The organism is Hyphococcus sp. (assembly GCF_965267305.1).
Classification (GTDB): domain Bacteria; phylum Pseudomonadota; class Alphaproteobacteria; order Caulobacterales; family Parvularculaceae; genus Hyphococcus.
On record NZ_OZ253945.1, the window covers coordinates 644,787 to 668,652 of the forward strand.

General features: G+C 60.9%; 25 protein-coding genes and 3 tRNA genes. 16 read left to right on the plus strand and 12 right to left on the minus strand.

Annotation, left to right across the window (positions count from 1 at the left end):
- Positions 1-21: 21 nt before the first annotated feature.
- On the minus strand, positions 22-948 hold the full coding sequence (locus ACQY5P_RS03005) for a branched-chain amino acid transaminase (protein ID WP_428409367.1): 927 nt from the start codon (positions 946-948) through the stop codon (positions 22-24).
- 177 nt (positions 949-1,125) lie between these two features.
- On the opposite strand from ACQY5P_RS03005, the gene mazG reads away from it, so the two are divergent.
- Entirely contained in the window at positions 1,126-1,938 is an 813-nt protein-coding gene (gene mazG / locus ACQY5P_RS03010) for a nucleoside triphosphate pyrophosphohydrolase (protein ID WP_428409368.1), read from the plus strand.
- A gap of 67 nt (positions 1,939-2,005) precedes the next feature.
- Here mazG and ACQY5P_RS03015 read toward each other — a convergent pair whose 3' ends face one another.
- Entirely contained in the window at positions 2,006-2,572 is a 567-nt protein-coding gene (locus ACQY5P_RS03015; protein ID WP_428409369.1) for a hypothetical protein, read from the minus strand.
- A 254-nt stretch (positions 2,573-2,826) separates the two neighbouring features.
- On the opposite strand from ACQY5P_RS03015, the gene ACQY5P_RS03020 reads away from it, so the two are divergent.
- The 8 genes from ACQY5P_RS03020 to ACQY5P_RS03055 all read left to right on the plus strand — a co-directional run bounded on the left by ACQY5P_RS03020 (position 2,827) and on the right by ACQY5P_RS03055 (position 7,535).
- The gene (locus ACQY5P_RS03020) at positions 2,827-3,825 is read left to right on the plus strand and encodes a cysteine synthase A (RefSeq protein ID WP_428409370.1); all 999 of its coding nucleotides are present in this window, start codon (positions 2,827-2,829) and stop codon (positions 3,823-3,825) included.
- Positions 3,826-4,000: 175 nt separating this feature from the next.
- Positions 4,001-4,855, plus strand: coding sequence for a 3-mercaptopyruvate sulfurtransferase (gene sseA / locus ACQY5P_RS03025; RefSeq protein ID WP_428409371.1), 855 nt, complete (start codon positions 4,001-4,003; stop codon positions 4,853-4,855).
- Positions 4,812-5,393, plus strand: a complete 582-nt coding sequence (locus ACQY5P_RS03030) for a GNAT family N-acetyltransferase (protein ID WP_428409372.1) — start codon at positions 4,812-4,814, stop codon at positions 5,391-5,393. The genes sseA and ACQY5P_RS03030 overlap by 44 nt, the downstream gene beginning before the upstream one ends.
- Before the next feature lie 31 nt (positions 5,394-5,424).
- Complete coding sequence (gene metC, locus ACQY5P_RS03035; RefSeq protein ID WP_428409373.1) at positions 5,425-6,588, plus strand: cystathionine beta-lyase; 1,164 nt, start codon at positions 5,425-5,427, stop codon at positions 6,586-6,588.
- A 17-nt stretch (positions 6,589-6,605) separates the two neighbouring features.
- Entirely contained in the window at positions 6,606-6,917 is a 312-nt protein-coding gene (locus ACQY5P_RS03040; RefSeq protein ID WP_428409374.1) for a PEGA domain-containing protein, read from the plus strand.
- A 73-nt stretch (positions 6,918-6,990) separates the two neighbouring features.
- Positions 6,991-7,067, plus strand: a tRNA-Pro gene (locus ACQY5P_RS03045).
- A gap of 37 nt (positions 7,068-7,104) precedes the next feature.
- The gene (locus ACQY5P_RS03050; RefSeq protein WP_428409375.1) at positions 7,105-7,413 is read left to right on the plus strand and encodes an ETC complex I subunit; all 309 of its coding nucleotides are present in this window, start codon (positions 7,105-7,107) and stop codon (positions 7,411-7,413) included.
- A 45-nt stretch (positions 7,414-7,458) separates the two neighbouring features.
- Positions 7,459-7,535 (plus strand) — tRNA-Arg (locus tag ACQY5P_RS03055).
- 172 nt (positions 7,536-7,707) lie between these two features.
- On the opposite strand, the gene ACQY5P_RS03060 is transcribed toward ACQY5P_RS03055, so the two are convergent.
- The 4 genes from ACQY5P_RS03060 to recJ form a co-directional block, all read right to left on the minus strand.
- Entirely contained in the window at positions 7,708-8,253 is a 546-nt protein-coding gene (locus tag ACQY5P_RS03060; RefSeq protein ID WP_428409376.1) for a cold-shock protein, read from the minus strand.
- Positions 8,254-8,467: 214 nt separating this feature from the next.
- Positions 8,468-8,920, minus strand: a complete 453-nt coding sequence (locus tag ACQY5P_RS03065) for a YbjN domain-containing protein (protein WP_428409377.1) — start codon at positions 8,918-8,920, stop codon at positions 8,468-8,470.
- Between the two features lie 140 nt (positions 8,921-9,060).
- Positions 9,061-9,135: transfer RNA gene (locus ACQY5P_RS03070), tRNA-Glu, on the minus strand.
- Between the two features lie 111 nt (positions 9,136-9,246).
- Positions 9,247-11,052: a single-stranded-DNA-specific exonuclease RecJ gene (gene recJ / locus ACQY5P_RS03075; protein WP_428409378.1), complete on the minus strand. Its 1,806-nt coding sequence runs from the start codon at positions 11,050-11,052 to the stop codon at positions 9,247-9,249.
- 245 nt (positions 11,053-11,297) lie between these two features.
- On the opposite strand from recJ, the gene ACQY5P_RS03080 reads away from it, so the two are divergent.
- Together ACQY5P_RS03080 and ACQY5P_RS03085 are read left to right on the plus strand one after the other, a co-directional pair.
- Positions 11,298-12,692, plus strand: a complete 1,395-nt coding sequence (locus tag ACQY5P_RS03080) for a sensor histidine kinase (RefSeq protein ID WP_428409379.1) — start codon at positions 11,298-11,300, stop codon at positions 12,690-12,692.
- Complete coding sequence (locus tag ACQY5P_RS03085; protein WP_428409380.1) at positions 12,670-13,821, plus strand: response regulator; 1,152 nt, start codon at positions 12,670-12,672, stop codon at positions 13,819-13,821. The genes ACQY5P_RS03080 and ACQY5P_RS03085 overlap by 23 nt, the downstream gene beginning before the upstream one ends.
- A gap of 5 nt (positions 13,822-13,826) precedes the next feature.
- Here the strand turns inward: ACQY5P_RS03085 and ACQY5P_RS03090 are convergent, their stop codons facing one another.
- The 4 genes from ACQY5P_RS03090 to ACQY5P_RS03105 all read right to left on the minus strand — a co-directional run bounded on the left by ACQY5P_RS03090 (position 13,827) and on the right by ACQY5P_RS03105 (position 16,575).
- Positions 13,827-14,789 carry a 2OG-Fe(II) oxygenase gene (locus ACQY5P_RS03090; RefSeq protein WP_428409381.1) on the minus strand — a complete coding sequence of 321 codons (963 nt, stop codon included), beginning with the start codon at positions 14,787-14,789 and terminating at the stop codon, positions 13,827-13,829.
- Positions 14,790-14,859: 70 nt separating this feature from the next.
- The gene (locus ACQY5P_RS03095) at positions 14,860-15,114 is read right to left on the minus strand and encodes a DUF3297 family protein (protein WP_428409382.1); all 255 of its coding nucleotides are present in this window, start codon (positions 15,112-15,114) and stop codon (positions 14,860-14,862) included.
- Between the two features lie 9 nt (positions 15,115-15,123).
- Positions 15,124-16,083, minus strand: a complete 960-nt coding sequence (glpX, locus tag ACQY5P_RS03100; protein WP_428409383.1) for a class II fructose-bisphosphatase — start codon at positions 16,081-16,083, stop codon at positions 15,124-15,126.
- Between the two features lie 66 nt (positions 16,084-16,149).
- A complete protein-coding gene (locus ACQY5P_RS03105; protein WP_428409384.1) occupies positions 16,150-16,575 on the minus strand; it encodes a hypothetical protein in 426 nt (141 codons plus the stop codon).
- Between the two features lie 134 nt (positions 16,576-16,709).
- On the opposite strand from ACQY5P_RS03105, the gene phaC reads away from it, so the two are divergent.
- Genes phaC through ACQY5P_RS03120 form a run of 3 tightly spaced genes read left to right on the plus strand, consistent with a single transcriptional unit; the run spans position 16,710 to position 19,801 of the window.
- Positions 16,710-18,704 (plus strand): class I poly(R)-hydroxyalkanoic acid synthase, encoded by a 1,995-nt coding sequence (gene phaC / locus ACQY5P_RS03110; RefSeq protein WP_428409385.1) that lies wholly within the window; start codon positions 16,710-16,712, stop codon positions 18,702-18,704.
- A 10-nt stretch (positions 18,705-18,714) separates the two neighbouring features.
- The gene (locus tag ACQY5P_RS03115; RefSeq protein WP_428409386.1) at positions 18,715-19,530 is read left to right on the plus strand and encodes an arylamine N-acetyltransferase family protein; all 816 of its coding nucleotides are present in this window, start codon (positions 18,715-18,717) and stop codon (positions 19,528-19,530) included.
- Positions 19,531-19,588: 58 nt separating this feature from the next.
- Positions 19,589-19,801, plus strand: coding sequence for a hypothetical protein (locus ACQY5P_RS03120; protein WP_428409387.1), 213 nt, complete (start codon positions 19,589-19,591; stop codon positions 19,799-19,801).
- 23 nt (positions 19,802-19,824) lie between these two features.
- Here the strand turns inward: ACQY5P_RS03120 and ACQY5P_RS03125 are convergent, their stop codons facing one another.
- Positions 19,825-20,622, minus strand: a complete 798-nt coding sequence (locus tag ACQY5P_RS03125) for a rhodanese-like domain-containing protein (RefSeq protein ID WP_428409388.1) — start codon at positions 20,620-20,622, stop codon at positions 19,825-19,827.
- A gap of 14 nt (positions 20,623-20,636) precedes the next feature.
- The gene (locus tag ACQY5P_RS03130) at positions 20,637-21,971 is read right to left on the minus strand and encodes a hypothetical protein (protein ID WP_428409389.1); all 1,335 of its coding nucleotides are present in this window, start codon (positions 21,969-21,971) and stop codon (positions 20,637-20,639) included.
- Positions 21,972-22,115: 144 nt separating this feature from the next.
- On the opposite strand from ACQY5P_RS03130, the gene ACQY5P_RS03135 reads away from it, so the two are divergent.
- On the plus strand, positions 22,116-23,057 hold the full coding sequence (locus tag ACQY5P_RS03135) for an aminotransferase class IV (protein WP_428409390.1): 942 nt from the start codon (positions 22,116-22,118) through the stop codon (positions 23,055-23,057).
- Complete coding sequence (locus ACQY5P_RS03140) at positions 23,054-23,833, plus strand: LOG family protein (RefSeq protein WP_428409391.1); 780 nt, start codon at positions 23,054-23,056, stop codon at positions 23,831-23,833. Before ACQY5P_RS03135 ends, ACQY5P_RS03140 begins: the two co-directional genes overlap by 4 nt.
- The last annotated feature ends 33 nt before the right edge of the window (positions 23,834-23,866 follow it).

Genomic DNA, 23,866 nt, shown 5'->3' on the forward strand with positions numbered 1-23,866 from the left:
GGGAGGAGATCGGCGGCGGCCCTAAGCCACCGGGTCGAGCCAGCCCCATTCGTCGTCGGTCTCACCGGAGAAGAGGCCGAAGAACATGTCTTGGATTTGCGACGTGGCCGGACGGTTGCCTTTGCCTACGGGGAGGCGGTCGATGGAGCGCACCGGCGTGATCTCCGCCGCCGTGCCCGTCAGAAACACTTCGTCCGCCGCATAGAGCATCTCGCGCGGGATCGCCTGTTCGATAACCTCGTAACCCGCCTTTTTCGCCAGCGTCATGACCGTGTCGCGGGTGATGCCCGAAAGGATCGAGGACGCAGTCGTCGGCGTGTAAATCTTGCCTTTCATCACGACAAAGATGTTCTCGCCGGCGCCTTCCGAGACCGTGCCGTCATGGGCCAAGCCTAACCCTTCAGCGAAACCGGAAAGCTTCGCTTCCTGCGACACGAGACGGCTCGACAGGTAATTGCCGCCGGCCTTGACGCCCGCAGGCACCGTGCCCGGCGCCATGCGCCGCCAGCTTGAGAAGGCGACGTCGATGCCGTTCTTGAGGCCCTCTTCGCCGAGATAGGCCCCCCAGGGGAACGCCGCGACCATCAGTTCCGACGGCGCATTGAAGGACGCCGGTCCCATCTCGCCATAGCCGAGCCAGGCAAGCGGACGGATATAGGCGCTGTCGAGCTCGTTCTTCGCGACGACGTCCTTGCAGACCTGCATGATCTCGTCGACGGAATATTTCTCGATGTCGATGCGATAGACGCGCGCCGAGAAAAACAGCCGTTCAATATGTTCGCGGTTCCGGAATACGCATACGCCCTTATGCTTCGTGTTATAGGCGCGCATCCCTTCAAACACCGAGGTTCCGTAGTGGAGACCATGGGTCATTACATGGACGGTCGCCTCGGCCCAGGGGATCATCTTACCGTTGCGCCAGATATATTTGGCTTCCTGGATAGGCATGAGGGTCGTTCCTTCTCTCTCTTTTCCCGCAAACTCAAATGCTTGCGCCATCCTTGCATGGCCGACAGGCTCGCCAAAATCAAGCACGCGGGCGCGCCTCGCCTTTCGGCTGTGGCCTTAAAGCGGATTTCGCCCTAAGCCTCGGCCTCAGGAGCATAATTCGCCAAAGGCTTACCGATGACAGACGCCCCTTCCGAAGACGCCCGCAAGATCGACGCCTTGCTGCAGGTCATGGCGCGCCTCAGATCGCCGGACGGCGGCTGCCCGTGGGATCTCGAACAGAACTTCCGGACCATCGCCCCCTACACCGTCGAGGAGGCCTATGAGGTCGCCGACGCCATCGAGCGCGGCGACATGAACGGGCTGAAGGAGGAGCTCGGCGACCTGCTTTTTCAGGCCGTCTTCCACGCACAGATGGCGAAGGAGGAAGGGCTCTTCACCTTCGGCGACGTGGCGCAGGAAATCGCCGACAAGATGATCCGCCGCCACCCCCATGTCTTCGGCGAGGTCGACATGCGCTCCGCCGACGAACAGACGGCGGCGTGGGAGGAGCAGAAGGCTGAAGAACGCAAAGCCAAGGGCAAGGACGGGTTGCTTGACGACGTGCCGGCGGGCCTTCCAGGCCTGACCCGCGCGGTAAAGCTGCAAAAGCGCGCGGGCCGCGTCGGCTTCGACTGGCCGGACGCGCGCTCGGTGCTCGACAAGATCGCGGAAGAAACCGAAGAACTGAAAGAGGCGATGGATGCAGGCGAGAAAGATCACATCGAGGAAGAGTTCGGCGATCTCCTCTTCGTCCTCGCCAACCTCTCACGCCATCTCGATATCGATCCCGAAAGCGCGCTGCGCCGCGCCAATGAAAAGTTCATCCGCCGCTTCAGACATATCGAGAAAACCTTCGCCGAACGCGGCGAAAGCCTCGCCGATGCGAGGCTTGAGGAGATGGAAGCGGTGTGGGACGAGGCGAAGGCGATGGATAAAGGAAACCCCTAAACATCAAAAATTGAGCTGCTAGCCAGAAGTTTTCTCAGACTTTAGTCGCACATTCATTGACAGTAATTCAGCGAAATCTTTCTTCAACGAGGTGAAACGCCGCTTCATACATCCGTTCAAAGTTCTCGTTATCAATCATCGCCGCGTCATGAATTACGCACTGATGAAGTGACTTTCTTCCTCGATGCCCGGATTGTATTGGCTCCCCAATCGGAACCATCGAAGACTTCTTGATCGATTGGATTGCATTTTCTGTCGGAGGCATTGCACCTATGACGGCCGCAGCGCCAAAGCTGCGCGCCATCCTGATGCCATCCAATACGACGAAAGGCAGAAGTCCTCGCCGGCGGTGCGTCACGGAAACACAACCCCGTCCCAACGACCACACATCACGTCCCGTCGGCATGAAATCTGGATCATCCATGAAGTATCCGAATACCGACAAGGTGGGTTTTGTTATTCTACAGTAACCTATCACTGCCCTATTAAATGAAATCTCTATATGTAACGAATGTGAATCGATCTCGGCTTCTTTTTCTGACCAGCCTCCTTCGTCGCGCAGATCGGCAAAGCACTCTCGACGCAGGGCCGCTGCGGACGGCGAAGCAATCTCATTACATTCAACGCTAAGCATGTTCTCCCCCGAGCTCTGCTACGCTTCTAATTTAAAGGACATTGACCGTCCGGCGTCAAAACCGGACGCGAAACTCATGCAATCCGGACCGCTCGCCTGACGTCGGAGCACCGCGATCTCTAGAATGCCCCGCATATTGTCCACAATATCTCCGCCCGTCTTTAGAAATACTCGGTTCAAACTGCCGTGAGAGGCGGGCAAAGTGCGGCGCGCCTGTTGTATAGGCAAAAGAAACGCCCGGAGTTCGCCGAACCATGACCGCCTACCAGACCATGCTCGACCTCATCGGAAATACGCCGCTCATCAAGCTGAAGCGCGCCTCGGAGGAGACGGGCTGCACCATTCTCGGCAAGGCGGAGTTCCTGAACCCCGGCCAGTCGGTGAAGGACAGGGCGGCGCTCGGCATCATCCGAGACGCCGAGAAACGCGGGACACTGAAACCCGGCGGGGTCATTGTCGAAGGGACCGCCGGCAATACCGGCATCGGCCTCGCCATGGTCGGCGCGGCGCTGGGATACAAAACCAAGATCGTCATCCCCCGCACCCAGAGCGAGGAGAAAAAGATCGCGCTGCGCCTCCACGGCGCGGAGCTGATCGAGGTCGACGCCGTCCCCTACGCCAACCCGAACAACTATGTTCACTATTCCCGCCGCCTCGCGGAGGAGCTGGCGGAGACCGAGCCTAACGGCGCAGTCTGGGCGAACCAGTTCGACAATACAGCGAACCGCGATTTCCATGTCGCCACGACGGGTCCCGAAATCTGGAAACAAACCGACGGCAAGGTCGACGGCTTCACCTGCGCCGTCGGCACGGGCGGCACGCTCGCCGGCGTCTCCATGGCGCTGAAGGAACGCAACAAGGACATCAAAACCGCCGTGAGCGATCCGGGCGGCTCGAAAATCTATTCGCTGATCAAATACGGCAAGGACGAGACCGAAGGCGGCTCCATCACCGAAGGCATCGGCCAGGGCCGCATCACCGCCAATCTCGAAGGCGCGCCCATCGACGACGGCTATCGCATCGACGACGCCGACATGCTGGACGTCCTCTTCAAGCTGGTGATGGAGGAAGGGCTCTGCCTTGGCGGCTCGGCGGGCATCAATATTTGCGGCGCCATGAAGCTGGCGAAAGAGCTCGGCCCCGGCCATACGGTGGTGACGATCCTCTGCGATTACGGCCACCGCTACGCGTCGAAGCTCTACAATCCGGAATTCCTCAAGGAAAAAGGCCTCCCGGTTCCGGGCTGGCTGTAGAGCGTTTCCCTCTTCCCCCGCCTGCGGGGGGAAGTGCCGAGCGCAGCGAGGCGATGGGGGTGTTTTAGACTTGCAGCCCCCTCCGTCCGCTTTGCGGACACCTCCCCCGTAAACGGGGGAGGAGAACCTACTCCATCGTGGTACTCTTGCTCTGAAAAATAAGTACGTTGAATTTATGAGTTTCGGCCCCCTCGTCTCCACGGAATGGCTCGCCGCCAATCTCGATGCGCCCGATGTGAAAATCGTCGACGGATCCTGGCGCATGCCGGGCCAGCCGCCATCGGTGGAGAATTACAACGCGCAGCATATTCCCGGCGCGGTCTTCTTCGACATCGACGCCATCGCAGACCGGGATACGCACCTGCCGCATATGCTGCCCGCGCCGTCGCAATTTGCGCAGGCCGTAGGAGAGCTCGGCATTTCCGACAAGGATCGCGTCGTGGTCTATGACGAGATCGGCCTCTTCTCCGCCGCGCGGGTCTGGTGGACTTTCCGGGCCATGGGACATGAGGAAGTTGCGGTCTTGAACGGCGGCCTGCCGCGCTGGCTCAAGGAAGGCCGCCCGGTCACGGCCGAAAAACCCGTTCCCATACAGACGACATACACGCCACGCCCGAACCCGGCGCTGGTGGCGGACGCTGACGCCGTGCGCGCGGCCCTGTCGGGCGCGGGGACGGTCCTCGACGCGCGCTCGGCGGAACGGTTTGCCGGCAAGGCGCCTGACCCGCGGCCGGGCGTCCGGCCGGGCCACATGCCGGGTGCGGCAAATATGCCCTTCGCCAATCTCCTCGACGGCGGCGGCCTCAAATCGCCGCAGGAATTGTCGGCGATTTTTACGGATGCCGGAATCACCCCCGAAACCCCGGTTGTAACAAGCTGTGGATCGGGCGTGACGGCTGCGGTACTCTCCCTTGCGCTGGAAGTTATCGGGTCCCGGGCGCATGCGCTTTACGACGGATCCTGGAGCGAGTGGGGAGCGGAAACCAATGACAACGCATTATTCCCCGTTGTCACTGACGCCGAAGACTGACGACCGGATCGAGGTGACCATCACCTATCTGGAGCAGTCGTCGCGCCCGGACCTGCCGCGCGCGCCGGCGCCGCGCCGCAAGACCGCGCTCATGCGCGTTGAAAACCCGCCGGTCCATTTTTACCGCTATCTCTACGATCTTGTGGGCGCGCCCTGGAACTGGATCAGCCGCCGCAAGCTGAACGATGAAGAACTCTCCGCGCTGATCCGCGATCCGGATGTCTATCTCTATGTGCTTTATGTGGACGGCGCGCCCGGCGGCATGGCGGAGATCGACGCGCGCAAACCCGACATCCATGAACTCAAATTTTTCGGCCTCGCGCCGGACGTCATCGGCTGCGGGCTCGGCCGGTTCTTCCTGTCGAATGTCATCGATCTCGCCTGGTCGCGGGGCCCGCAGAAGCTTCGGCTGGAAACCTGCACGCTCGACCACCCTGCGGCCTTGCCGCTCTACCAGAAATGCGGGTTTTCCGTGGTTGACCGGCGCAGCGGGGTCGTCGAACGTCTGAAACGCGAAAATTCCGCGAGCGGCGCTTAAACCAACGCCTCAACTGCGTTAGAAAAATCAAATGAAAGACAATACGAAGCTAACCGTCGCTGGCCGCCCGCATCAGCGCCCGAAACATCCTGTCAACACGCCGGTCGAGCGCGCCTCCACCTATCTTTTCCCGACTTATGATGACTATCTCGAAGGCGCGAAGTCGATCACCTATGGCCGTCTGGGGACGCCCACGCACCGCGCCCTGGAAGAGGCGGTAACGGCGCTGGAAGGCGGGTTCGAGACGCGGCTCGCGCCGTCGGGGCTTCAGGCTTGCACGGCGTCCCTCCTCGCCTTTGTCGCCTCGGGCGATCATGTCTTAATGGTCGATACGGCCTACGATCCGACGCGCAAGTTCTGTGACCGGTTCCTGAAACGCTTCGGCGTCCAGACGACTTATTACGATCCGCTCGCCGGCGAGGATGAGATCGCAGCGCTCATGCAGCCGAACACGAAAGTCGTGTTCGCGGAATCGCCGGGCTCTCTTACCTTCGAGGTGCAGGATTTGCCCGCGCTGGCGCGCGCGGCTCATGCGCATGGCGCGAAGCTCGTCGTCGACAATACATGGTCCGGCGGCTACTTCATGAAGCCCATCGAGCTCGGCGCCGATGTCAGCCTGCAGGCGGCGACGAAATATCTCGTGGGCCATGCGGACGCGCTGGTCGGAACCCTCACCTCCGCCGACGAGCAAACGGCGCAGAAAATTTTCTACGCGCTTTTGCAACTCGGCTCCAACGTCTCGGCGGACGACGCCTATCTCGCCCTGCGCGGCATGCGCACGCTGTCGACGCGTCTTGAGCGCCATCAGGAAAACGCTAGCGAACTCGTCAAATGGCTGAAGAAGCGCGACGAGGTTGAGCGGATCCTTCACCCGGCACAGAAAAACAATCCCGGGCACAATGTCTGGAAGCGCGACTTCGCCGGCGCGTCGGGTCTCTTCGGCGTCGTCCTGAAACCGAGGTCCCTGCCAGCCCTGAAGGCCTTCTTCAACGCCTTCAAGCTCTTCGGCATCGGCTTTTCCTGGGGCGGCTATGAAAGCCTCGTCCTGCCCGTAAAGCCGGAAAACTACCGCACCGCCACGGCGTGGAAGGAAGACGGACCCGTCATCCGCTTTCATGCGGGGCTTGAGGATATCGAGGATTTGAAAATCGATCTCGAACGCGCTTTCATGGCGCTGGCGGCGGCGCAAAAATAGCCGCGAAGGAGACATTCATGCGCAGACCGGCCTTCCTTTTCCTCGGGTTTCTTCTCCTCAGCGGCTGCGTAACTATGGGGGGCGGATCGTCGATGCTGCTGGTGCAGACCGATCCTGCGGGCGCCCTCCTCACCATCGACGGCGTCGGCGAGTGCGAAACGCCCTGCCGCATCCGCCTCGACGGGCCGAAAAAGGCCAAGATCGCCAAGGCCGGCTTCGTCGCCAAGGATTACATGCTCTCCCCAGGCAAAAGCGAGGTGACGATCCCTCTCGAACTCGCAGCGGCGAGCGACGATGTGGACGCGACCGCCCTGCCGGATATCGAGTAGGTCGAGAGCCCGACCCAAAACCCTTTACATCCGCCGCGAGATGAAGGATCAGAGCCGTTCCGAGCCGTGGAGGCGGGGCGTAGCGCAGCCTGGTAGCGCACCTGATTTGGGATCAGGGGGTCGCAAGTTCGAATCTTGCCGCCCCGACCACGCGGCGGGATGAAGCGACGAGAGAGCGGGAAACGGAATGTTTGCACGCATTTACAAACCGGCGAAAACCGCCATGCAGTCCGGCAAGGCCAAGACCGCCCGCTGGGTGCTGGAATTCGAGGCCGAGACGGCGAGACGCCTCGACCCGCTGATGGGCTGGACCTCGGGCGACGAGATCACCTCGGGCCAGGTGCGCCTTTCCTTCGACACCCGCGAGGAGGCCGTCGCCTATGCCGAGCGCTGCGGCATTCCCTTCCGGCTCGACCCGGATCATGAGCCGAAGCCCCAGCCCAAAGCCTATTCCGACAATTTCTCCTTCCGCCGCCGCAAGCCCTGGACCCACTAAGTCATTAGGGGTTTTACGCCGTTTCGGCCTATAACGCCCCTTCACGGCTCCGTAGCTCAGCTGGATAGAGCACCGGCCTTCTAAGCCGATGGTCGCAGGTTCGAATCCTGCCGGAGTCGCCATTACTTTCCTCCCGGCGAATGGCTTTGCAGCCGCTTCCGGCAGGGCGGCCAACCGACCCAGGATGGCCGGCCGGCGCATGACCGTTCTTGCCAAGGCTTTCGCGTTGGTTGTCAGCGACAAATGATGAACGACTTTTTCGACAGAACCGTCTGCGTAAGGAACAAGCCGTTCCTAATTCTCCGGGTCCGGACGAACCTCGATGGCGAGGAGGCCTTTCGATCCGGCGGCGAAGGACACCTGCACGCGCGAGCCTTGTTGCAATTCGCCAAGGCCCGACCGGCGCAAGGTTTCCATGTGAACAAAGATGTCTTCAGTGCCTTCGCCGCGGGTCAAAAAACCGTAGCCCTTCGCGCGGTTGAACCATTTCACCTGCGCGCGCACAAAATCGCCGGCCGGCGTCTGCGCCGGCATCGGCGCCATCGACGGCAGCGGCGCCGCAGTCGACTCATCGATATTGAGAAGCTTCGACGCCTGCAGACCTTTCGTCCGGCGCACGACTTCGCATTCGACGGTCGATCCTTCGCGCGCCGTCGAAAGCCCTGCGGCTTTCAGACAGGACGAATGAATGAGAATGTCGCCTTCCGTCTCGTCAGTGATGATGAAGCCGTATCCCTTTGCAGGATCGAACCACTTCACGACGCCCTTGATCGTGAAGCGCTCTTCATCATCATCGGACGAGTCGCCGCCGTCACGAGATGCATCAAACCGCTCGTCCATGTGTTCTTGGTACCCCTGTCGCGCACAAAGCCGTTTGTTTTTTCTTGTTAACTATAATCCACCCGCAAGGAAACACTAATCCTTCCGCGCAAAAAATGCACTAATTTAGTTTAGCGCGGCTGCGATTTCGCGGCGCGGTTGCAGGATCGGGTTATTAGATAACATTACGAGGTTGTGCGCAGCGCTTTTTGCAACTGCGGAAAAGATCGTCCGCTTACGCCACAATCTGCGATTCGAGATGGTCCATGAAAGAGCTGATAAGCATCAGGAACACATCGAAATCGGACTCGATATTCTCGACCGAGGCCCCGCCTGCGCCGTTGCGATCCATTTGCAGCGTCACATCTCCGTCCTCATCAATATAGACGCGGCCGAATTTCACATCATTATTGAACTGGTTCAGCACTTTGTAGCTGACGCTGCTTCCGTCCACTTCAAAGAGCCAGGTGCGGTAGGAAATATCGCCGTCGGGGCCCTGAATATCGATGCGGATGTCGTAATCGGCGACCCGGACGAACAGCGTGTTCGGCCCTACATCCTGCACCGCATAGCCCTGCGAATTGAGCACCTGCTCGATTTCGTTTTTGGAGAGCTTGGCGGCGAAAGCGGACGAAACCGGCGCGATAGCGACGAAGACGAACGCTGCAATGGCGAAAATACCCCTCATGGACCCAACCCCTTTGTCCGGACGCGATTAACAATGCTTAATAGACGCCAAAACAGGGCTCAGATCAATGGTACTCCCGATCGCGCGGCGACCGCCGCTTTTGCGGGAAACTCGAATAAAAGTTCGTTTCGGAAGGAAAATGGCAGGCCCTAGGGGAATCGAACCCCTCTTTCCAGGTTGAAAACCTGGCGTCCTAACCGATAGACGAAGGGCCCGCACAGATCGCGCCGCGCGGCGGCGGAAGCGCTGTATAGGCGCCTCCTCCGCCCCATGCAAGCCCCATCGCGAGGACCTTCGCAAAAGATTTCGGGCCCGCCGGAAGGGCCTTAAAGCGCCGGCGCAGCGTCGGCGATCTGGAGCTGGCCCGCGTCGCCGCCGCGCCAGTCATCGGCCCGGATTTTCCCGGCGACATGGATCCGGCGGCCGGAGCTCAGGATTTCGCCCAGCGCCTCGCCCTCAGCCCGGAAGGCGATGGCGCGCGCGGTCTCTCCGGTGTCGCTTGCAAGCGTCAGGGAGAGGTGTCCCTTGCCCACGATTTTGATGTATTCGGCGCGACAGTCGAGCAGCGCGAACACCGGCTCCGGATTGCCCGGCCCATAGGGGCCGGCCGTCGCGGCCAGGTCGGCGAAACTTTTCGTGACGGCGGTGGGCGCCACCACGGCGTCGATGTCGTAAGAACGATTAGCACGGGCGAGCGTCACGGCGCGGGCGAGCCGGTCGTTCACCATCCTCCGGAAATCGCCGATGCGCGAAGGCTCGATGGAAAGGCCCGCCGCCATGGCGTGCCCGCCGCCCGAAGTCAGCAAGCCCTCCTCGCGCGCCGCGCTCACCGCCGCGCCGAGATCGACGCCGGTGATGGAGCGTCCGGATCCTTTTCCGGCGCCGCCATCAACGCCGATGACAATCACCGGACGGTCGTAAATCTCTTTAAGCCGCCCCGCGACGATGCCGATGACGCCGGGGTGCCAGCCCTCGCCCGCCGAGACGATGACGTCATCGGCGTGACGCTGGTGGACCTCGATATCGCGCTGCGCGGCGGCCTGCACCTCGGCCTCAATTTCCTGACGTTCGGCGTTGAGGATGTGAAGCTTTTCCGCCAGCTCCTGACGCCGCGCCTCATCTGAGGTGGTCATCAGATCGAAGGCAAGCCGCGCATGGCCAATGCGTCCCGCCGCATTAATGCGCGGTCCGATCAGAAAACCGAGATGGTAACAGGACGGCGCGCCCTTGACGCCCGCCCGCGCGCCCAGCGCCTTAAGGCCCGGATTGCCTTGGGCCCCGAGGATTTTGAGCCCCTGCGCCACCATCACGCGGGTAAGCCCGGTGATCGGCATCACGTCGCAGACCAGTCCCAGCGCCGCGAGATCGAGAAGGCTCATGAGGTTCGGCTCCGGCCGGGCCCTGAACCAGCCCGCTTCGCGCAACGCGCGGTTGAGCGCCACAACGCCCATGAAAGCGACGCCCGCGGCGGAGAGGTTGCCGAGGCCCGACATATCGTCGGGCCGGTTCGGGTTCACCACGGCTTCGGCGCCTGCGGGCGGCGGTCCGCTCATCTGGTGATGATCGAAAACAATGATGCCGACGCCATCACGCGCGGCTTCCTCGATCGGCTCATGGGCCGCAGCCCCGCAATCGACCGTGACGATGAGGCTGGCGCCATCTCTGGCGAGCGAGCGAAACGCCTCGGCGCTGGGCCCGTAACCCTCGCTGATCCGGTCTGGCAGATAGATCAACGACGCCGCGCCCACGGCGTCGAAATAGAGCTTCAAAATCGCCGACGCCGTTGTTCCGTCTACGTCGTAATCGCCGAAGACGCCGATGGTCTCGCCGTCGATGACAGCGCGCGCCAGGCGTTCGGCGGCGCGGTCCATGTCTTTCAGAACGAACGGATCCGGCATCTCGTCGCGCAGGGACGGCGCGAGATAGCGTTCGACCGTATCCGCCCCGACGCCGCGCGCGGCGAGAATACGCGAGAGCACCGGATCGAACCCCGAGGCGCCAATGGCCGCCGCAACGGCGGCGTCCGCCTCGCGCAACCGCCAGCGGCGGCCGGAGGCGGCCGCGCCCATGGCGGGCAGGTCAATCAGCGGCGTCCCGGGGACGGCCGGAATGATGGCGGGTCGTGCGTTCATGTTTCCATGCTTTTGGTGATTCGCCCGCTTCCGGCGGAGAAACTTTCCAGAGTCTTAAAATTCGGCGCTCCCGCGCTTTCCGGCGGCGAAAAAGCAAGCTTTCGCTAACCCTGATCCGCGGAGCGTTAATCAGATTATCAACTTCTAGTTGTTTACTAAAAGAGCGGCAATGCCGGGAATTTGCGCCTCCGGATGGGGGATTTTGTTTTCTTGAGGGCTTTTTGGACGCCAGCGGGACCGACTTCATGCTGAAAGAACTCGAAGCGCTGACACAGATCGTAGCGCGGGAAAAAGAGGCGCGAAAGCAAGCCGAGCAGCTTCTCGAAGAGAAGACGAACGAGCTTTACGCAAAAACCACGCAGCTCGAAAAAGCATCCGACAGTTACAAATCCGTCTATACGCTGCTTTCCGAAATCATGGACGTCGCGCCGGACATGATCATCACCTGCGACGAAAAATTCCGCATTCTCTCCGGCAACGCCATGGCGCAGCGGCATTTACGTCAGAATGAACAGGCGCTGAAGAAACGCACCATCGATGATTTTCTTCCTGGCCTCAGCGCCGAACTCAAGCGGCGCCGGCCGGGCCCGTTCTTTATCGAAAATCGCCGGGCTGCGCGCCATAATGGTGATTCATTTCCCGTCGATGTGCGCGGCTATGTCGGGCCGATCGGCGAACAGATCCGCTATCTGGTTTTTTTCCACGACATTTCCCAGCGCGTGAACGCCGAACAGAAGCGCAAGCAGACGGAAAGCCAGATGGACGAGGCGCGCCGTCTCGAAGCCATCGGCGCCCTCTCCGCCGGGATATCTCACGAGATCAACACGCCGATCCAGTTCATCGGCGACAATCTCGATTATCTCGAAGAGGGCCTCAGCATCATCTGGAAGAGCTATAATCGCTACGACGCATTGAAGCAGGCCGCAGCGATCGCAGGTTGCTGTCCAGAGGAAGTCGCCCAGGTCGATGAGTTCAATCAATCGGTAAATCTAACGGCTCTCATCGATGACATCGGCGCGGCGCTGAAGGAATCCCGCGACGGCATCAAGCAGGTGCGCGACATCATCATCCTGATGAAGGAATTCGCCCATCCCGGCACCGACGACAAGGATGAAGTCGACGTCAACGCCATCCTCACCAATGTGCTCGCCATCTGCAAAAACCGCCGCAAGAACGTCGCTGACGTGGAAGCGAAACTCGATCAGGCCTTGCCCCGCGTGCGCTGCCGCAAGGGCCAGGTGCAGCAGGTGTTCCTCAATCTCGTCATCAACGCCATCGACGCCATCGACGAGGCCGGCAAGGGCCGCGGACTTATCGAAATCGAAACCCGCGCTGAAGGCGAAGCGGTGCAAATTTTGATCAGCGACACAGGCTGCGGCGTGCCGGAAAAGCTGAAGCAGAAAATTTTCGACCCGTTCTTTACGACGAAACCGGTGGGGAAAGGCACGGGCCAGGGGCTCGCGCTCGCCAAGGACACGATCGTCAAAGGACATGGCGGCAAGCTGACCCTTGTGGACAAACCCGGTTACGCCACGACCTTCCTCATCGAATTGCCGCTGAAAGGCGCTCTGCAAGAACCTCTCCTGGACATGGATAACGATACGGATACGGAGCCGGATGATGACATCATCGCAGCCTAAAAAAGTTCTTCTCGTCGATGACGAGCCGAAGCTGATCGCGGCGCTGCGCCGGCGGCTGTCGCTCGACTTCAACATCGTCACGGCGAATGGCGGGCCGGAAGCGCTGGACCTGATCTCAAAGGATCCGGACATCGCCGTAATCGTCGCCGACATGCAGATGCCGGAGATGAACGGCGTTGAGCTTCTGAAAACGGTCAAGTCGCGCGCGCCTGCGATCCGCCGCCTGATGCTGACCGGCAACTCCGATCAGGAAACCGCCATGGCCGCCGTCAATGAAGGCGGCGTGATGCGATTCTTCCGCAAGCCGTGCGACAATGACGAGCTGAAAGCGGCGCTGCGCCAGGCGCTCGATGAATACGCCTTCCAGAGCGCCGACAATGTCATTGAAGAGCAGCTTCCCGCGCCCGACAAGGTTGATGACGCGCGCGACGCGTTCCTTGCAGTGATGAACCATGAGCTCAGAACGCCGCTCAACCATATTGTCGGCTTTGCGCGCCTCCTCGAACAGGATAATGGCCTCTCTGAGACGGAAAACGCCGTCGAATATGTGAAACACATCCGTGGCAGCGGCGAGCAGGTGTTGAACGTCCTCGACCGCATTCTTGAATTCACCCGCCTCGCTTCGAGCGCCGGCGCGGAGGTGAAAGATACGGCCGATATTGTCGGCGTCGTGAATTCGGAAGTCGAAAAAATCCGCAAGACGGCGCGCCTCAAAGGCGTCACCGTTTCCGTCGATTCCTTGCGCCTCCGAGCCGACATCGTCGCCAAGCATGAAGAAGCAAGCATGGCGATCCGAGAGCTTCTCTCCAACGCGGTCAAATTCAATGTCGAAGGCGGCCATGTGAGCATTCTCATCAAATGCGATCCGGAACGCGTCGCCATCCGCATCTCCGACACCGGCGAAGGCGCGCCGCCGCAGGTTCTCGAACGTCTTGGCAGGCCGTTTCAGCAGGCGGACAATTCCTTTTCGCGCCAGCATGAAGGTCTCGGGCTCGGCCTCGCGCTGGTCAAATCCGTGGCGGAGGCGAACGGCGCTTCCTTTAGCATCGCCGGCGGCGTCGGCGGCGGCGTGACCGCGACGCTGGTCTTCCGGCGCCCGAAAGCGGCGGCTGCGCAGTCGGTGGCTTAACTGGGTCAGGCGGCGTCGTGAAAAATGACGCCGAGGCAATAGCGCTCGCCCTCCGTAACAACGCTGACGCCATGGCGCATTTTCACGCGATAGATTCCATGCGCGCCTTCCACCGGCCGGTCGTTGACCGCAAAAGCAATCGCTGAACCTTTTTCCAGCGGCGCGACGACAGCGCGAGACTGGCGCCGCGGGGCCTGTTCGGTCATGACGAATTCGCCGCCGGAAAAATCCTTTCCTGGCTGTGACAGCAGCACCGCAATCTGCACCGGAAAAGTCTCGCCCCCATACAGATCCTGATGCAGACGGTTGTAATCGCCGAGCCCGTATTTGAGGATCAGCGGCGTCGGACGGGTCTGCCCCGCAGCGGCGCACCGGCGGCGATAGGCCTCATGGCTCGCGGGATAAGCGAGACCCTTTTCCTTCATGGCGGCGGACCACTCATTGGCGAGCGGCGCGAGTTTTTCGTAAGCCCTCGTCCGCAGCGTCGAGACGACCTCTGGCGGCTTGTAGGAGAAATAGCGATACTCGCCTTCGCCGAAACCGTGGCGGCGCATCACAATGGTCGACCGATAGCGTTCATCGTCGCTATACCCGTCAATCAGGCTGGCGCAGTCCTCGTCGCTCAAGAGCCTTCCCAGTGCAGCCCAGCCTTGCGCATTGAGCGCGTCATGAACGCGGGGCCAGTCGATTGCATCGATACGTTCGGACAGACTTCCGGCGACAAACCGGTCCGGACGGCAACGCTTGCAGGGACGAAACCCCGCAGCCTCCGCATCCGCGCGGCTTTCGACGAAAAACACATTCTCGCGCTTGGGTCGGCCTGCGCAGGATGGGCGGCAATAAACGCCCGTTGTCTTCACGCAGGACCAGAACGATCCGTCGGCCGAGGAGTCGCGGCGCGCAACGGCGGCCCAGCGGGCCTCGTCGTTTCCTTGGGGCGGGCGAACGAGCCTTAGATTTGCAGCCATGGGGCGAAGCTCCTTGTTTCGCCCCACGTCCTAGCGCGCCGAACCGCGCGCCGCCGCCCGTTTCTTGCGGTTACTTCCGTTCTTTGTAAAACGGTTCGACTTCGCCCTTCAGCGTCATGGTCAGCGGGTTGCCGTGGCGGTCCATGCTTTTTCCGACGGCGACTTTGATCCAGCCTTCAGAAACGCAGTATTCCTCGACATTGGTTTTTTCTTTGCCGTTGATGCGGATGCCGATGTCGCGCTGGAAGACGTCCGCGTTGAAATGCGGGCTCTTCGGATTGACGCTGAGGCGGTCGGGCAGTTCGGGAAGCTGTTCTTCTGACATTATTCCCTCCTAGCGGCGCGTGCGCGCGCGGATGTAACGGATCGTGCCGGTCTTCGAACGCATTACGACGGTATGCGTCGAGACATAGCCCGGCTCCCATTTGACGCCGTCAAGCATCGTGCCGTTGGTGACGCCCGTCGCCGCAAAGAAGACGTCGCCAGACGCGAGATCCATGAGATTATATTTTTTATCGAGATCCGTGATGCCGATGCGCTCCGCGCGGCCACGCTCATCGTCATTGCGGAAATGGAGGCGCCCTTGCATCTGGCCGCCGACGCAGCGCAGCGCCGCCGCGGCGAGAACGCCTTCCGGCGCGCCGCCCTGCCCCACATAAAGATCGATGCCGGTGGATGGCTCGGTCGTATGGAAGACGCCGGCGACGTCGCCGTCGGGAATGAGAAAGACGCGCGAGCCCATTTTGCGCGCGCCGTCGATCAGCGGCTTGTGGCGCTCGCGGTCGAGAATACACAGCGTGATGTCATCCGTGCCCACATTCTTGGCTTTGGCGAGCGCGGCGATGTTGTCCTCCACCGGCGCGTCGAGATCGATCACGCCTTCCGGGTAGCCCGGGCCGCAGGCGATCTTGTCCATATAGACATCAGGCGCATGGAGGAGCGTGCCGCCTTGCGCCATGGCGACGACAGCAAGCGCATTGGACATAGCCTTGGCGGTCAAGGTCGTGCCTTCGAGCGGATCGAGCGCGATGTCGACTTTCGGACCGTCCCCGAGCCCGACCTTCTCGCCGATATAGAGCATGGGCGCCTCGTCGCGCTCGCCCTCGCCGATGACGACCTTGCCGTCAATGTGCAGCTTGTTGAGCGCGTCGCGAAGCGCCGTCACGGCTTCCTGGTCGGCGCCTTCCTTGTCGCCGCGGCCGATCATCTTCGAGGCGGCGATGGCGGCGGCCTCGGTGCAACGGCCCACTTCCATGGTGAGAACGCGGTCTAGAAACTTTTCATCAGTGGGCATGTGGGTCTTTCCGTAAGTTGTTCCGGCAAGCGGTCAGTAAGAGGTTCTTGAAGGGGTTCTATGCAATCATTGTTCCCGGTCAGGATGCTGTTCCGCCGGGACGAGCTTGTCGCGCCGTTCACGGGCCGCGGCGGCGCTGTCGGCATCGATGCGGGTTTTCAATTCATCGCTCTCGGCGGTAAGATCGCGGTTGAGCTCGGCTTCCGCCCCGGCGCGGTCGGCCGCAACCTCTTCTGCCAGCGTCTCGCGAGCGTCAACCAGCGCCGCCTTCTCCGCCGCGAGTTCCTTTCTGGGCTTTTTCTCCGGCCGGTCGCCTTCGTCCGGCGTCTCCGCCAATCGTGGGAACTTTCCCGCACCCTCTTCCTCGCGGCGCTCTTCGATGCGCCGGGCGACATTGGGGTTGACCGGCTGATCGCCCGCAAGGTCCTCATATTTGACAATGCCCGGCGGGGCAAAGCGCGCGAGATCGCCGGATTCGCAGCCTGCCAGCATGACACCAACCCCGCACGCTACCGCAAACCGGGCGAGGCGCAGCAGACAGGACTGTTTTACACCGGACACGGGGCCATCCTATAAAGGCGACTGACGACAGAAATGACAGGTTTCTTTAACCCTTAACCGGGCGTATGGCGCAAGTGAAAGAAAAATCAGGCAAAAAAACCACCGCCGGCAAAAAGAAAAAGGCGGCCCCAAAAAAGGCCGCCACCAAGGGGGCTTCCAAGAAAACCGCTCCGAAAGCGCCGGGAAAGAGCGAAAAACCCGCGGCGGCCGCCGCGCCGCCCGAGAGCCCGAAGAAAAAGCCGGACCCGGCCCCGGATTCGGAACAACGCTCCCTCTATCAGGATTTCGACGCCCTGTCGGAATATCTCACCGAAGTCAGCGGCCGCAGTCAGGAGGTCTTGCGCGAATTCGCTGTCCGCAATCAGGACATCCGCCGCTTCACCGGCCAGCTTTCCGCCGACCCGTTGAATATCGGCGAGGCGTTTCAGGAGATGCTGAAGGGACTTTCCATCGATCCCGGCATGGTCATGCAGCGCCAGTTCAATCTCTGGGGCGACTACGCCCGGCTGATGGCCAACATGTCCCGGCGCGCCGCCGGCGAAGAGGTCAAGCCCGCCATAGCGCCGCCGCCCGGCGACAAGCGCTTCGCGCATCCGGCGTGGAATGAAAATCCCATGCTGGACTTTGTGAAACAGTCCTATCTGATCTTCGCGCGCTGGCTCGAAACGACCATCGCCCAGATCGAATTCGAAGACGAGCACGAAAAGAAAAAGGCGGAGTTTTTCACCCGCCAGTTCATCGACGCCTTCGCGCCATCGAACTTCGCCATGCTCAATCCGGAAGTGATAGAGGCGACGCTGGAGTCGAAAGGCGAAAATCTATTGAAAGGGCTGAAAAACCTGCTCGAAGACATCGACCGCGGCCATGGCGAGTTGGCGATCCGTCAGGCCGATCTCGATTACTTCAAACTCGGCGAGAACATCGCGACGACGCCGGGCAAGGTCGTTTTCCAGAACGAGATTTTCCAGCTTATCCAGTATTCGCCGACGACGGAGACGGTGGCGAAAACGCCCATGCTCATCGTTCCGCCCTGGATCAACAAATTCTATATTCTCGATCTCCAGCCGCAGAACTCCTTCATCCACTGGCTGGTGGATCAGGGCCGCACGGTCTTCGTCATGAGCTGGGTCAATCCCGGACCGGAACTCAAAGACAAGACTTTCGAGGATTACATCAAGCAGGGGCTCTTCGAAGCGCTCGGCGCCGTCGAAAAGGCGACCGGCGAAAAGAAGGCGGATACAATCGGCTATTGCATCGGCGGGACCATGCTGTCGACGGCGCTCGCGCTCATGGCCAAAAACGGCGACGGCCGCGTCAACTCGGCGACGTTTTTTACGGCGCAGGCGGATTTCAAGGAATCCGGCGACCTCCTCCTCTTCGTCGACGACGAACAGCTCGACGCCATCGAAAAACAGATGGATGCGGCCGGCGGCGTTCTCGAAGGGCGCGCCATGGCGACGACCTTCAACATGCTGCGCTCCAACGACCTCATCTGGTCCTTCGTCATCGACAATTATCTAAAGGGCAAGGACCCGGCGCGCTTCGATCTCCTGTTCTGGAACTCCGATGCGACGCGCATGCCCAAGAATGTGCATCTTTTTTATCTGCGCGAGTTCTATCAATATAACCGCCTCGCCAAGGGCGAGATGGTGATGGATAATTTCCGTCTCGATCTTTCTGAAGTGAATGTTCCCATCTTCATGCAGGCGGGCGAGACCGATCACATCGCGCCGCATAATTCCGTCTACAGAACGGCGCGGCTTTTCGCGTCGGGCGACAATGACAATGTGGAATATATGCTGGCGGGCTCCGGCCATATCGCCGGGGTCATCAACCATCCGGACAAGCACAAATATCACCATTCCACCAATAATCGCTTGCCAGCGACCCTGGAAGAGTGGAAGGCGGGCGCCGAGCGGCATCCCGGCTCATGGTGGCCTTACTGGATCGAGTGGCTCAACAAGATCAGCCCCGGCGAAACGCAAGCGCGTCAGCCCGGGGATGGCGGCCTTTCCATCATCGAGGACGCGCCGGGAAGCTATGTGAAGGTAAAGGCGTAAGCGCCACTCTATGAACCTTTCCGCCTATTTCGACCGCATCGGGTATGACGGCCCCGTGCGCCCTGACGCGAGCGTGCTGAAAGCCGTTCATCGCGCGCATGTGGAAGCGATCCCTTACGAAAATCTCGACGTTCAGTTTGGCGCGCCGGTGACGCGCGCGCCTGCCGCCGCCTTCGACAAGATCGTCACGCGCCGCCGCGGCGGCTGGTGCTACGAAATGAACGGGCTTCTCGGCTGGGCGCTGGAAGAAATCGGTTTCAAGGTCGAGCGTCTCGCCGGTGCGGTTGCGCGTAATGAACGCGGCGACGGGTCCATCGGCAATCATCTCGTTTTGATCGTTGATCTCGATGAACCGTGGCTCGCCGACGCGGGGTTCGGCGACGGGCTGATCGAAGCTATCCCCTTACGAATGGGCGCGTTTCAAAACGGCCCATTTCACTGCCGGCTTGAAGATATCGGCGGTGGCTGGGTCCGCTATCACAACGATCCGCGCGGCGGCGGACCGGCATTCGACTTCAACCGCTCCGTGACGGATGAAAACCTTCTCGAAAAACTCTGCGGCTTTTTGCAGACGAGTGAAGACTCGCCTTTCGTGCAGAACGCAGTGACGCAACGCTGGCTGCCGGATCGGCATATCTGCCTGCGGGGGCGCGTCTTCACAGCGCTCTCTAACGACAACAAGATCGTCGATGTACTCACCGACGCTGAGCACTATCTTTCAGCGCTGCGGGAGCGTTTCGGACTTGATCTCCCGCCAGCGGCGGGCCTTTGGCCGAAAATCTGCGCGCGTCACGAGGAAGTCTTCGCCGCCAAGGCCGTTTCTTAACTTTTTGTTAACCAAGCCGAATCACCCTTGGGGAAACGAAAAAGCCGGGGGGCCTCGAATGAGCCGGATGGACGTTACGACGCAGGAATTGTTCCTGCGGCTGGGCACCACTTCGCAATCGCGCAGCGCGCGCGCGGACGCTTTGTTTCGCCGGCTGCGCCACGCGGAACAGGATCAGTTGTCGGCGGAGCTGATGCGCGCGCCGAAACGCCTGGACGTCACGGCCGCAAAGCCCGCCGAGACGCCCGCAGCGCTGCGCCGCAAGGCCTGAATTTCTCTGTACTGACTTTTTGACTACTGCCGCTGCTGGCCTTGCTGCTGCATCTGTTGTTGCATTTGCTGCATCTGTTGCGGCGTCATGGTCTGTTGGCCCGCCGCTTTCCAGGCCTCGATCCCGCCGCGATACCAGAGCACGTTCTTGTAGCCGAGATTGATGGCGCGCAAGGCCGCGTTATAGGACATCCAGCACTGGTTCGACTGGCAGTAAAGGATCAGCGCAACCTCTTTATTGCCGCCAGTCATCTGCTGCAGGAACTGGCCGAATTCGCGTTGTGTCGCGTCGTTGAAACTGCCGGCCTGATGCGCCGGCACGGCGTAGGTGGCGCCGGGCAGCAATTCCTGACCGCCAAGCACGTCGAGAATAATAAACGGCGCCTGGCGTCTCTGCACCAGCTCCATGATCCCTTTCGTGGTGATGACCTGCCCGCCCGGAATGCTTGCGGGCGTGGGCCCGTGCATGGCGCCCGAATGCAACTGGCTCGTGGGCTGCACGCCGAAATCCTGACGCTCCATCTGCGCGAGCTGATCGAGATTGCCGCCGCCCCCCTGCTGCGGAGCGGGGCCCGGCTGCTGGCCGCCCCATGGTTGCTGCTGGGGTTGCTGCTGCGGATATTGTTGGGGCTGTTGTTGTGGATAGGCTTGTGGCTGTTGCTGCGGATACTGGCCCTGTTGCGGATACTGCCCCTGCTGAGGGTACTGGCCTTGCTGTTGCGGATAAGGCTGCTGTTGCTGCGGCTGTTGTCCGAAGCCGTCCTGCGCCGACGCGGCCGTTGCGGTGACCGCAAGGGCGGCGCCAAGAATAAGTTTTCTCATGATAATTTGTCCTGTCATTGCGTGACTTCGAGTTTCTGGCCATCGATCCCGAGATCGCGATAGGGCTCGAACATGGCGTCATTGGTCAGCACATAACTGCCGTCATTGAGCTGCCAGGCGTTGTCGTAAGTGTGGTCGAGCTCCACGGTGCCGCCGTAATAGGGATCGTTGTAGGTCTCGACGCCACGGATCGCCTCGGAAGACTCCCGCTGCATCCGGTCTGAGCTGTCATTGCTGTTGCGCCAGGTTTCCATCTGCATGTCGAGAATTTCGCTTCCCGTTTTCGCGATGATATTCGACCGGTCCCGGGCCCCTTTGATATTCGTCGCGGAAATCTTCGCGTTGTGCCGTGCGATGCGCTGGCCCCATTCCGGCGCGATGCGCAAAGTCTTGCGGACCATCTCAGCAAAGGTGAAATCGAGCTGGCCGTTCGGCGCGCGCATGGCGTAGGCGGGCATCGCCGAGCCGGAGAGGATCTGCATGTCGGGGCCCATGCCGGTCCCGTCCCGCATTAGGCTGTAATTCATATAGACGACGGCGGCGATCGTCTCGCGGATTTCGGCGCCGTTGACATTGCCGCTGATCAGCACCTCCCCGGCCTCCACCCATGTGCGCATTTCGCTGCCGCCGCCCATGGGCATCGTGGAGTTCAGCGGTTCATAAGGTTTGGAGAGGTCCGGGCGAGGACGGAAATCGATGATCTGCGCGCCGGGACGCGTTTGCGACACGAGATACTGCAGATATTGCTGCACGCCGCCGATCTGCACGAAAGGACAGCCGCCCGCCTGCTGCGGCCCCGAAAAATTATTCCAGACCCATGTGAAGGACGGTATGATCTGGACGCCCGAACGACCATCGGGAGACGACGCCGAAAAATTCGTATTATAGCCGCTGCTTCCGCAGCCCATATTCTGGCCCCAGACGATCTCGCCCTGTCCCTGCCAGTCTACGGGGATCATCATCGTGTAGGCGGTCAGCGGCTTTTCGAAGCCGGTGCGGTCGACGATCTCGACCCGCTTCACGCGATAGGCGCCGTCGGGAAGCGGCTGCGCTGTCGTTTTGACCATGGCGCGTTGCGGGGCTCCGGCCTGCGCGCCGGTGCTCGCCACATTGTAGACCTGGGCGCCGCCCTGCTGCTGAAATCGCGGCGCATCGGGGGCCGATAAGCTTTCCATTCTCTCGACGTGTTCGATCTCTGCTGCGACCATGGCGTCGACTTCGGCGGCGCGCTCCCAGTATTCTTCGCCCTCCCCGTAAGCCGCCTCTTCGCCGTCATTTCCCCCGGAGCAGGCCGCCATCGCAAAAAAGAGGCTCGCGATTATCAGCCCGGTCTTTATCCTGTGCGCCATCTCACCTGTCCCATTGGTGCGGGCGGACTTATCCGCTCCTACCGGTTTAAGCGTATTCCTGCCGGAAAACGGGTCACGGGCGCTGTCGCAAATCCCGCCGATTAGCGCTAAACAATTGAAAAGCGACCGCAAAAAACGGAATTTATGACCTATTCGACCCACGCCTATACGCCCGACCAGCGCAACGAAACGATCAGGATCGACATCAACGGCGAATTGAAGCCCCGCGCCGAAGCGACGGTGTCGGTGTTTGATTCAGGCTTCGTCCTCGGCGACGGCGTGTGGGAGGGCCTGCGCGTTCACCCCGGTCCCGACGGCAAAGGCGTCATCGCGTTTTTGGACAAACATTTGCGGCGTCTCTATGAGGGCGCGAAGACCCTCGACTTCGAAATGCCGGTGACGAAGACCGAGCTCGCGGAACGTTTGTATCGTTGCCTCGACGCCAACAAGGCCCATGACGGCGTTCACATCCGCCTCATGGTGACGCGCGGGGTGAAGGCGACGCCTTATCAAGACCCGCGGGCGACGATCACGCCGCCGACCATCGTCATCATTCCGGAGTTCAAAGCGCCGCTGCCGGAGAACGCGAAAAAGGGCGCGCGGCTTTTCACCGCCCATGTGCGCCGCGGCTATCCGGACGTGCAGGACCAGAAGCTCAATTCCCATTCCAAACTCAATTGCATCATGGCCTGCATCCAGGCGGCGAAGGCCGGCGCGGACGAAGCCCTGATGCTCGATCCGCACGGCTTCGTCGCCACCTGCAACTCGACGCATTTCTTCATCGCGCGCGACGCCGCCTTGTGGACATCGACCGGCGATTTCTGTCTCGGCGGCATTACGCGGCGCACGATCATCGATCTTGCAAAAGCAAATGGGATCGAGGTGCAAGAACGCAATTTCTCGCTGCATGATGTCTACAACGCTGACGAAGCCTTCATCACCGGCACTTTTGCGGGCGTGACGCCAGTCGCCGAAGTCGACGGCCGCAAGATTGCTGCGGTCGCCGGCCCCATGGTGACGAAGCTGCAGTCGCTTTATAAGGCGCTCATCAAGGAAGAAGCCGCGAAAGGACGCGTCATCTCATGACCGGGAAGAAACCCGACAATTCCGCGCAAATGGCCTCGCCCGCCTATCTCCTGGCGGCGCTTGATCAGGAATTCCTCCTCAGCGATGCGCGGCGCGGGGTTCGGTTTCTCCTCGAATACGAAAAAGCCGAGGAGCATTTGCGCGCCTGGGGCATCAAATCGACTATTGTCGTTTTCGGCTCGGCGCGCACCCATGAAAACGGCAATGGCGAACATGGGCGCTGGTACGCGCAGGCGCGCGAATTCGCCCGCATCGCATCGGAGAACGGCGGCGCCAAAGACAAGGATCACGACGGCACGCGCGAGAACGTCATCACCACCGGCGGCGGCGGCGGCATCATGGAGGCGGCGAACCGCGGCGCCCATGACGTTGGCGCGCCCTCCATCGGTTTCAACATCCGCCTTCCTTTCGAGCAGGAGCCGAACGCCTATTCGACGCCGGACCTCACCTTCCAGTTTCATTATTTCGCCATGCGCAAGATGCACTTCGCCATGCGGGCGAAAGCGCTGGTGATCTTTCCCGGCGGATTCGGCACGTTCGACGAATTGTTCGAGCTTCTGACGCTGATTCAGACCGGCAAAAGCGAAACCATTCCCGTCGTGTTGTTCGACGAGGAGTACTGGACCAAAGCGATCAACTTTCGCCACCTCGTTGAACATGAGGTCATCAGCCCCGGCGATCTCGATCTCTTCCACTACGCCTCGACGCCCGAAGAAGCCTGGGAGAAACTTGTGTTTTCCGGAATCTGCGGCGGGTCCAAAGCCGACGCGAAATGACCGTCAAAAAAACGGCAACGAAAAAAGCTGCGC

Excerpts from the sequence above, each read along its gene's own strand:
- ACQY5P_RS03125 (WP_428409388.1), bottom strand. The coding sequence starts at position 20,622 with ATGAGAAAACTTATTCTTGGCGCCGCCCTTGCGGTCACCGCAACGGCC.
- phaC (WP_428409385.1), top strand. The coding sequence starts at position 16,710 with ATGGCGCAAGTGAAAGAAAAATCAGGCAAAAAAACCACCGCCGGCAAA.
- recJ (WP_428409378.1), bottom strand. The coding sequence starts at position 11,052 with ATGAACGCACGACCCGCCATCATTCCGGCCGTCCCCGGGACGCCGCTG.
- ACQY5P_RS03050 (WP_428409375.1), top strand. The coding sequence starts at position 7,105 with ATGTTTGCACGCATTTACAAACCGGCGAAAACCGCCATGCAGTCCGGC.
- sseA (WP_428409371.1), top strand. The coding sequence starts at position 4,001 with ATGAGTTTCGGCCCCCTCGTCTCCACGGAATGGCTCGCCGCCAATCTC.
- ACQY5P_RS03040 (WP_428409374.1), top strand. The coding sequence starts at position 6,606 with ATGCGCAGACCGGCCTTCCTTTTCCTCGGGTTTCTTCTCCTCAGCGGC.
- ACQY5P_RS03020 (WP_428409370.1), top strand. The coding sequence starts at position 2,827 with ATGACCGCCTACCAGACCATGCTCGACCTCATCGGAAATACGCCGCTC.
- ACQY5P_RS03065 (WP_428409377.1), bottom strand. The coding sequence starts at position 8,920 with ATGAGGGGTATTTTCGCCATTGCAGCGTTCGTCTTCGTCGCTATCGCG.
- ACQY5P_RS03085 (WP_428409380.1), top strand. The coding sequence starts at position 12,670 with ATGATGACATCATCGCAGCCTAAAAAAGTTCTTCTCGTCGATGACGAG.
- ACQY5P_RS03135 (WP_428409390.1), top strand. The coding sequence starts at position 22,116 with ATGACCTATTCGACCCACGCCTATACGCCCGACCAGCGCAACGAAACG.
- ACQY5P_RS03060 (WP_428409376.1), bottom strand. The coding sequence starts at position 8,253 with ATGGACGAGCGGTTTGATGCATCTCGTGACGGCGGCGACTCGTCCGAT.
- ACQY5P_RS03095 (WP_428409382.1), bottom strand. The coding sequence starts at position 15,114 with ATGTCAGAAGAACAGCTTCCCGAACTGCCCGACCGCCTCAGCGTCAAT.
- ACQY5P_RS03015 (WP_428409369.1), bottom strand. The coding sequence starts at position 2,572 with ATGCTTAGCGTTGAATGTAATGAGATTGCTTCGCCGTCCGCAGCGGCC.
- ACQY5P_RS03105 (WP_428409384.1), bottom strand. The coding sequence starts at position 16,575 with ATGCTGGCAGGCTGCGAATCCGGCGATCTCGCGCGCTTTGCCCCGCCG.
- ACQY5P_RS03080 (WP_428409379.1), top strand. The coding sequence starts at position 11,298 with ATGCTGAAAGAACTCGAAGCGCTGACACAGATCGTAGCGCGGGAAAAA.
- ACQY5P_RS03090 (WP_428409381.1), bottom strand. The coding sequence starts at position 14,789 with ATGGCTGCAAATCTAAGGCTCGTTCGCCCGCCCCAAGGAAACGACGAG.
- ACQY5P_RS03005 (WP_428409367.1), bottom strand. The coding sequence starts at position 948 with ATGCCTATCCAGGAAGCCAAATATATCTGGCGCAACGGTAAGATGATC.
- metC (WP_428409373.1), top strand. The coding sequence starts at position 5,425 with ATGAAAGACAATACGAAGCTAACCGTCGCTGGCCGCCCGCATCAGCGC.
- glpX (WP_428409383.1), bottom strand. The coding sequence starts at position 16,083 with ATGCCCACTGATGAAAAGTTTCTAGACCGCGTTCTCACCATGGAAGTG.
- mazG (WP_428409368.1), top strand. The coding sequence starts at position 1,126 with ATGACAGACGCCCCTTCCGAAGACGCCCGCAAGATCGACGCCTTGCTG.
- ACQY5P_RS03120 (WP_428409387.1), top strand. The coding sequence starts at position 19,589 with ATGAGCCGGATGGACGTTACGACGCAGGAATTGTTCCTGCGGCTGGGC.
- ACQY5P_RS03140 (WP_428409391.1), top strand. The coding sequence starts at position 23,054 with ATGACCGGGAAGAAACCCGACAATTCCGCGCAAATGGCCTCGCCCGCC.
- ACQY5P_RS03115 (WP_428409386.1), top strand. The coding sequence starts at position 18,715 with ATGAACCTTTCCGCCTATTTCGACCGCATCGGGTATGACGGCCCCGTG.
- ACQY5P_RS03130 (WP_428409389.1), bottom strand. The coding sequence starts at position 21,971 with ATGGCGCACAGGATAAAGACCGGGCTGATAATCGCGAGCCTCTTTTTT.
- ACQY5P_RS03030 (WP_428409372.1), top strand. The coding sequence starts at position 4,812 with ATGACAACGCATTATTCCCCGTTGTCACTGACGCCGAAGACTGACGAC.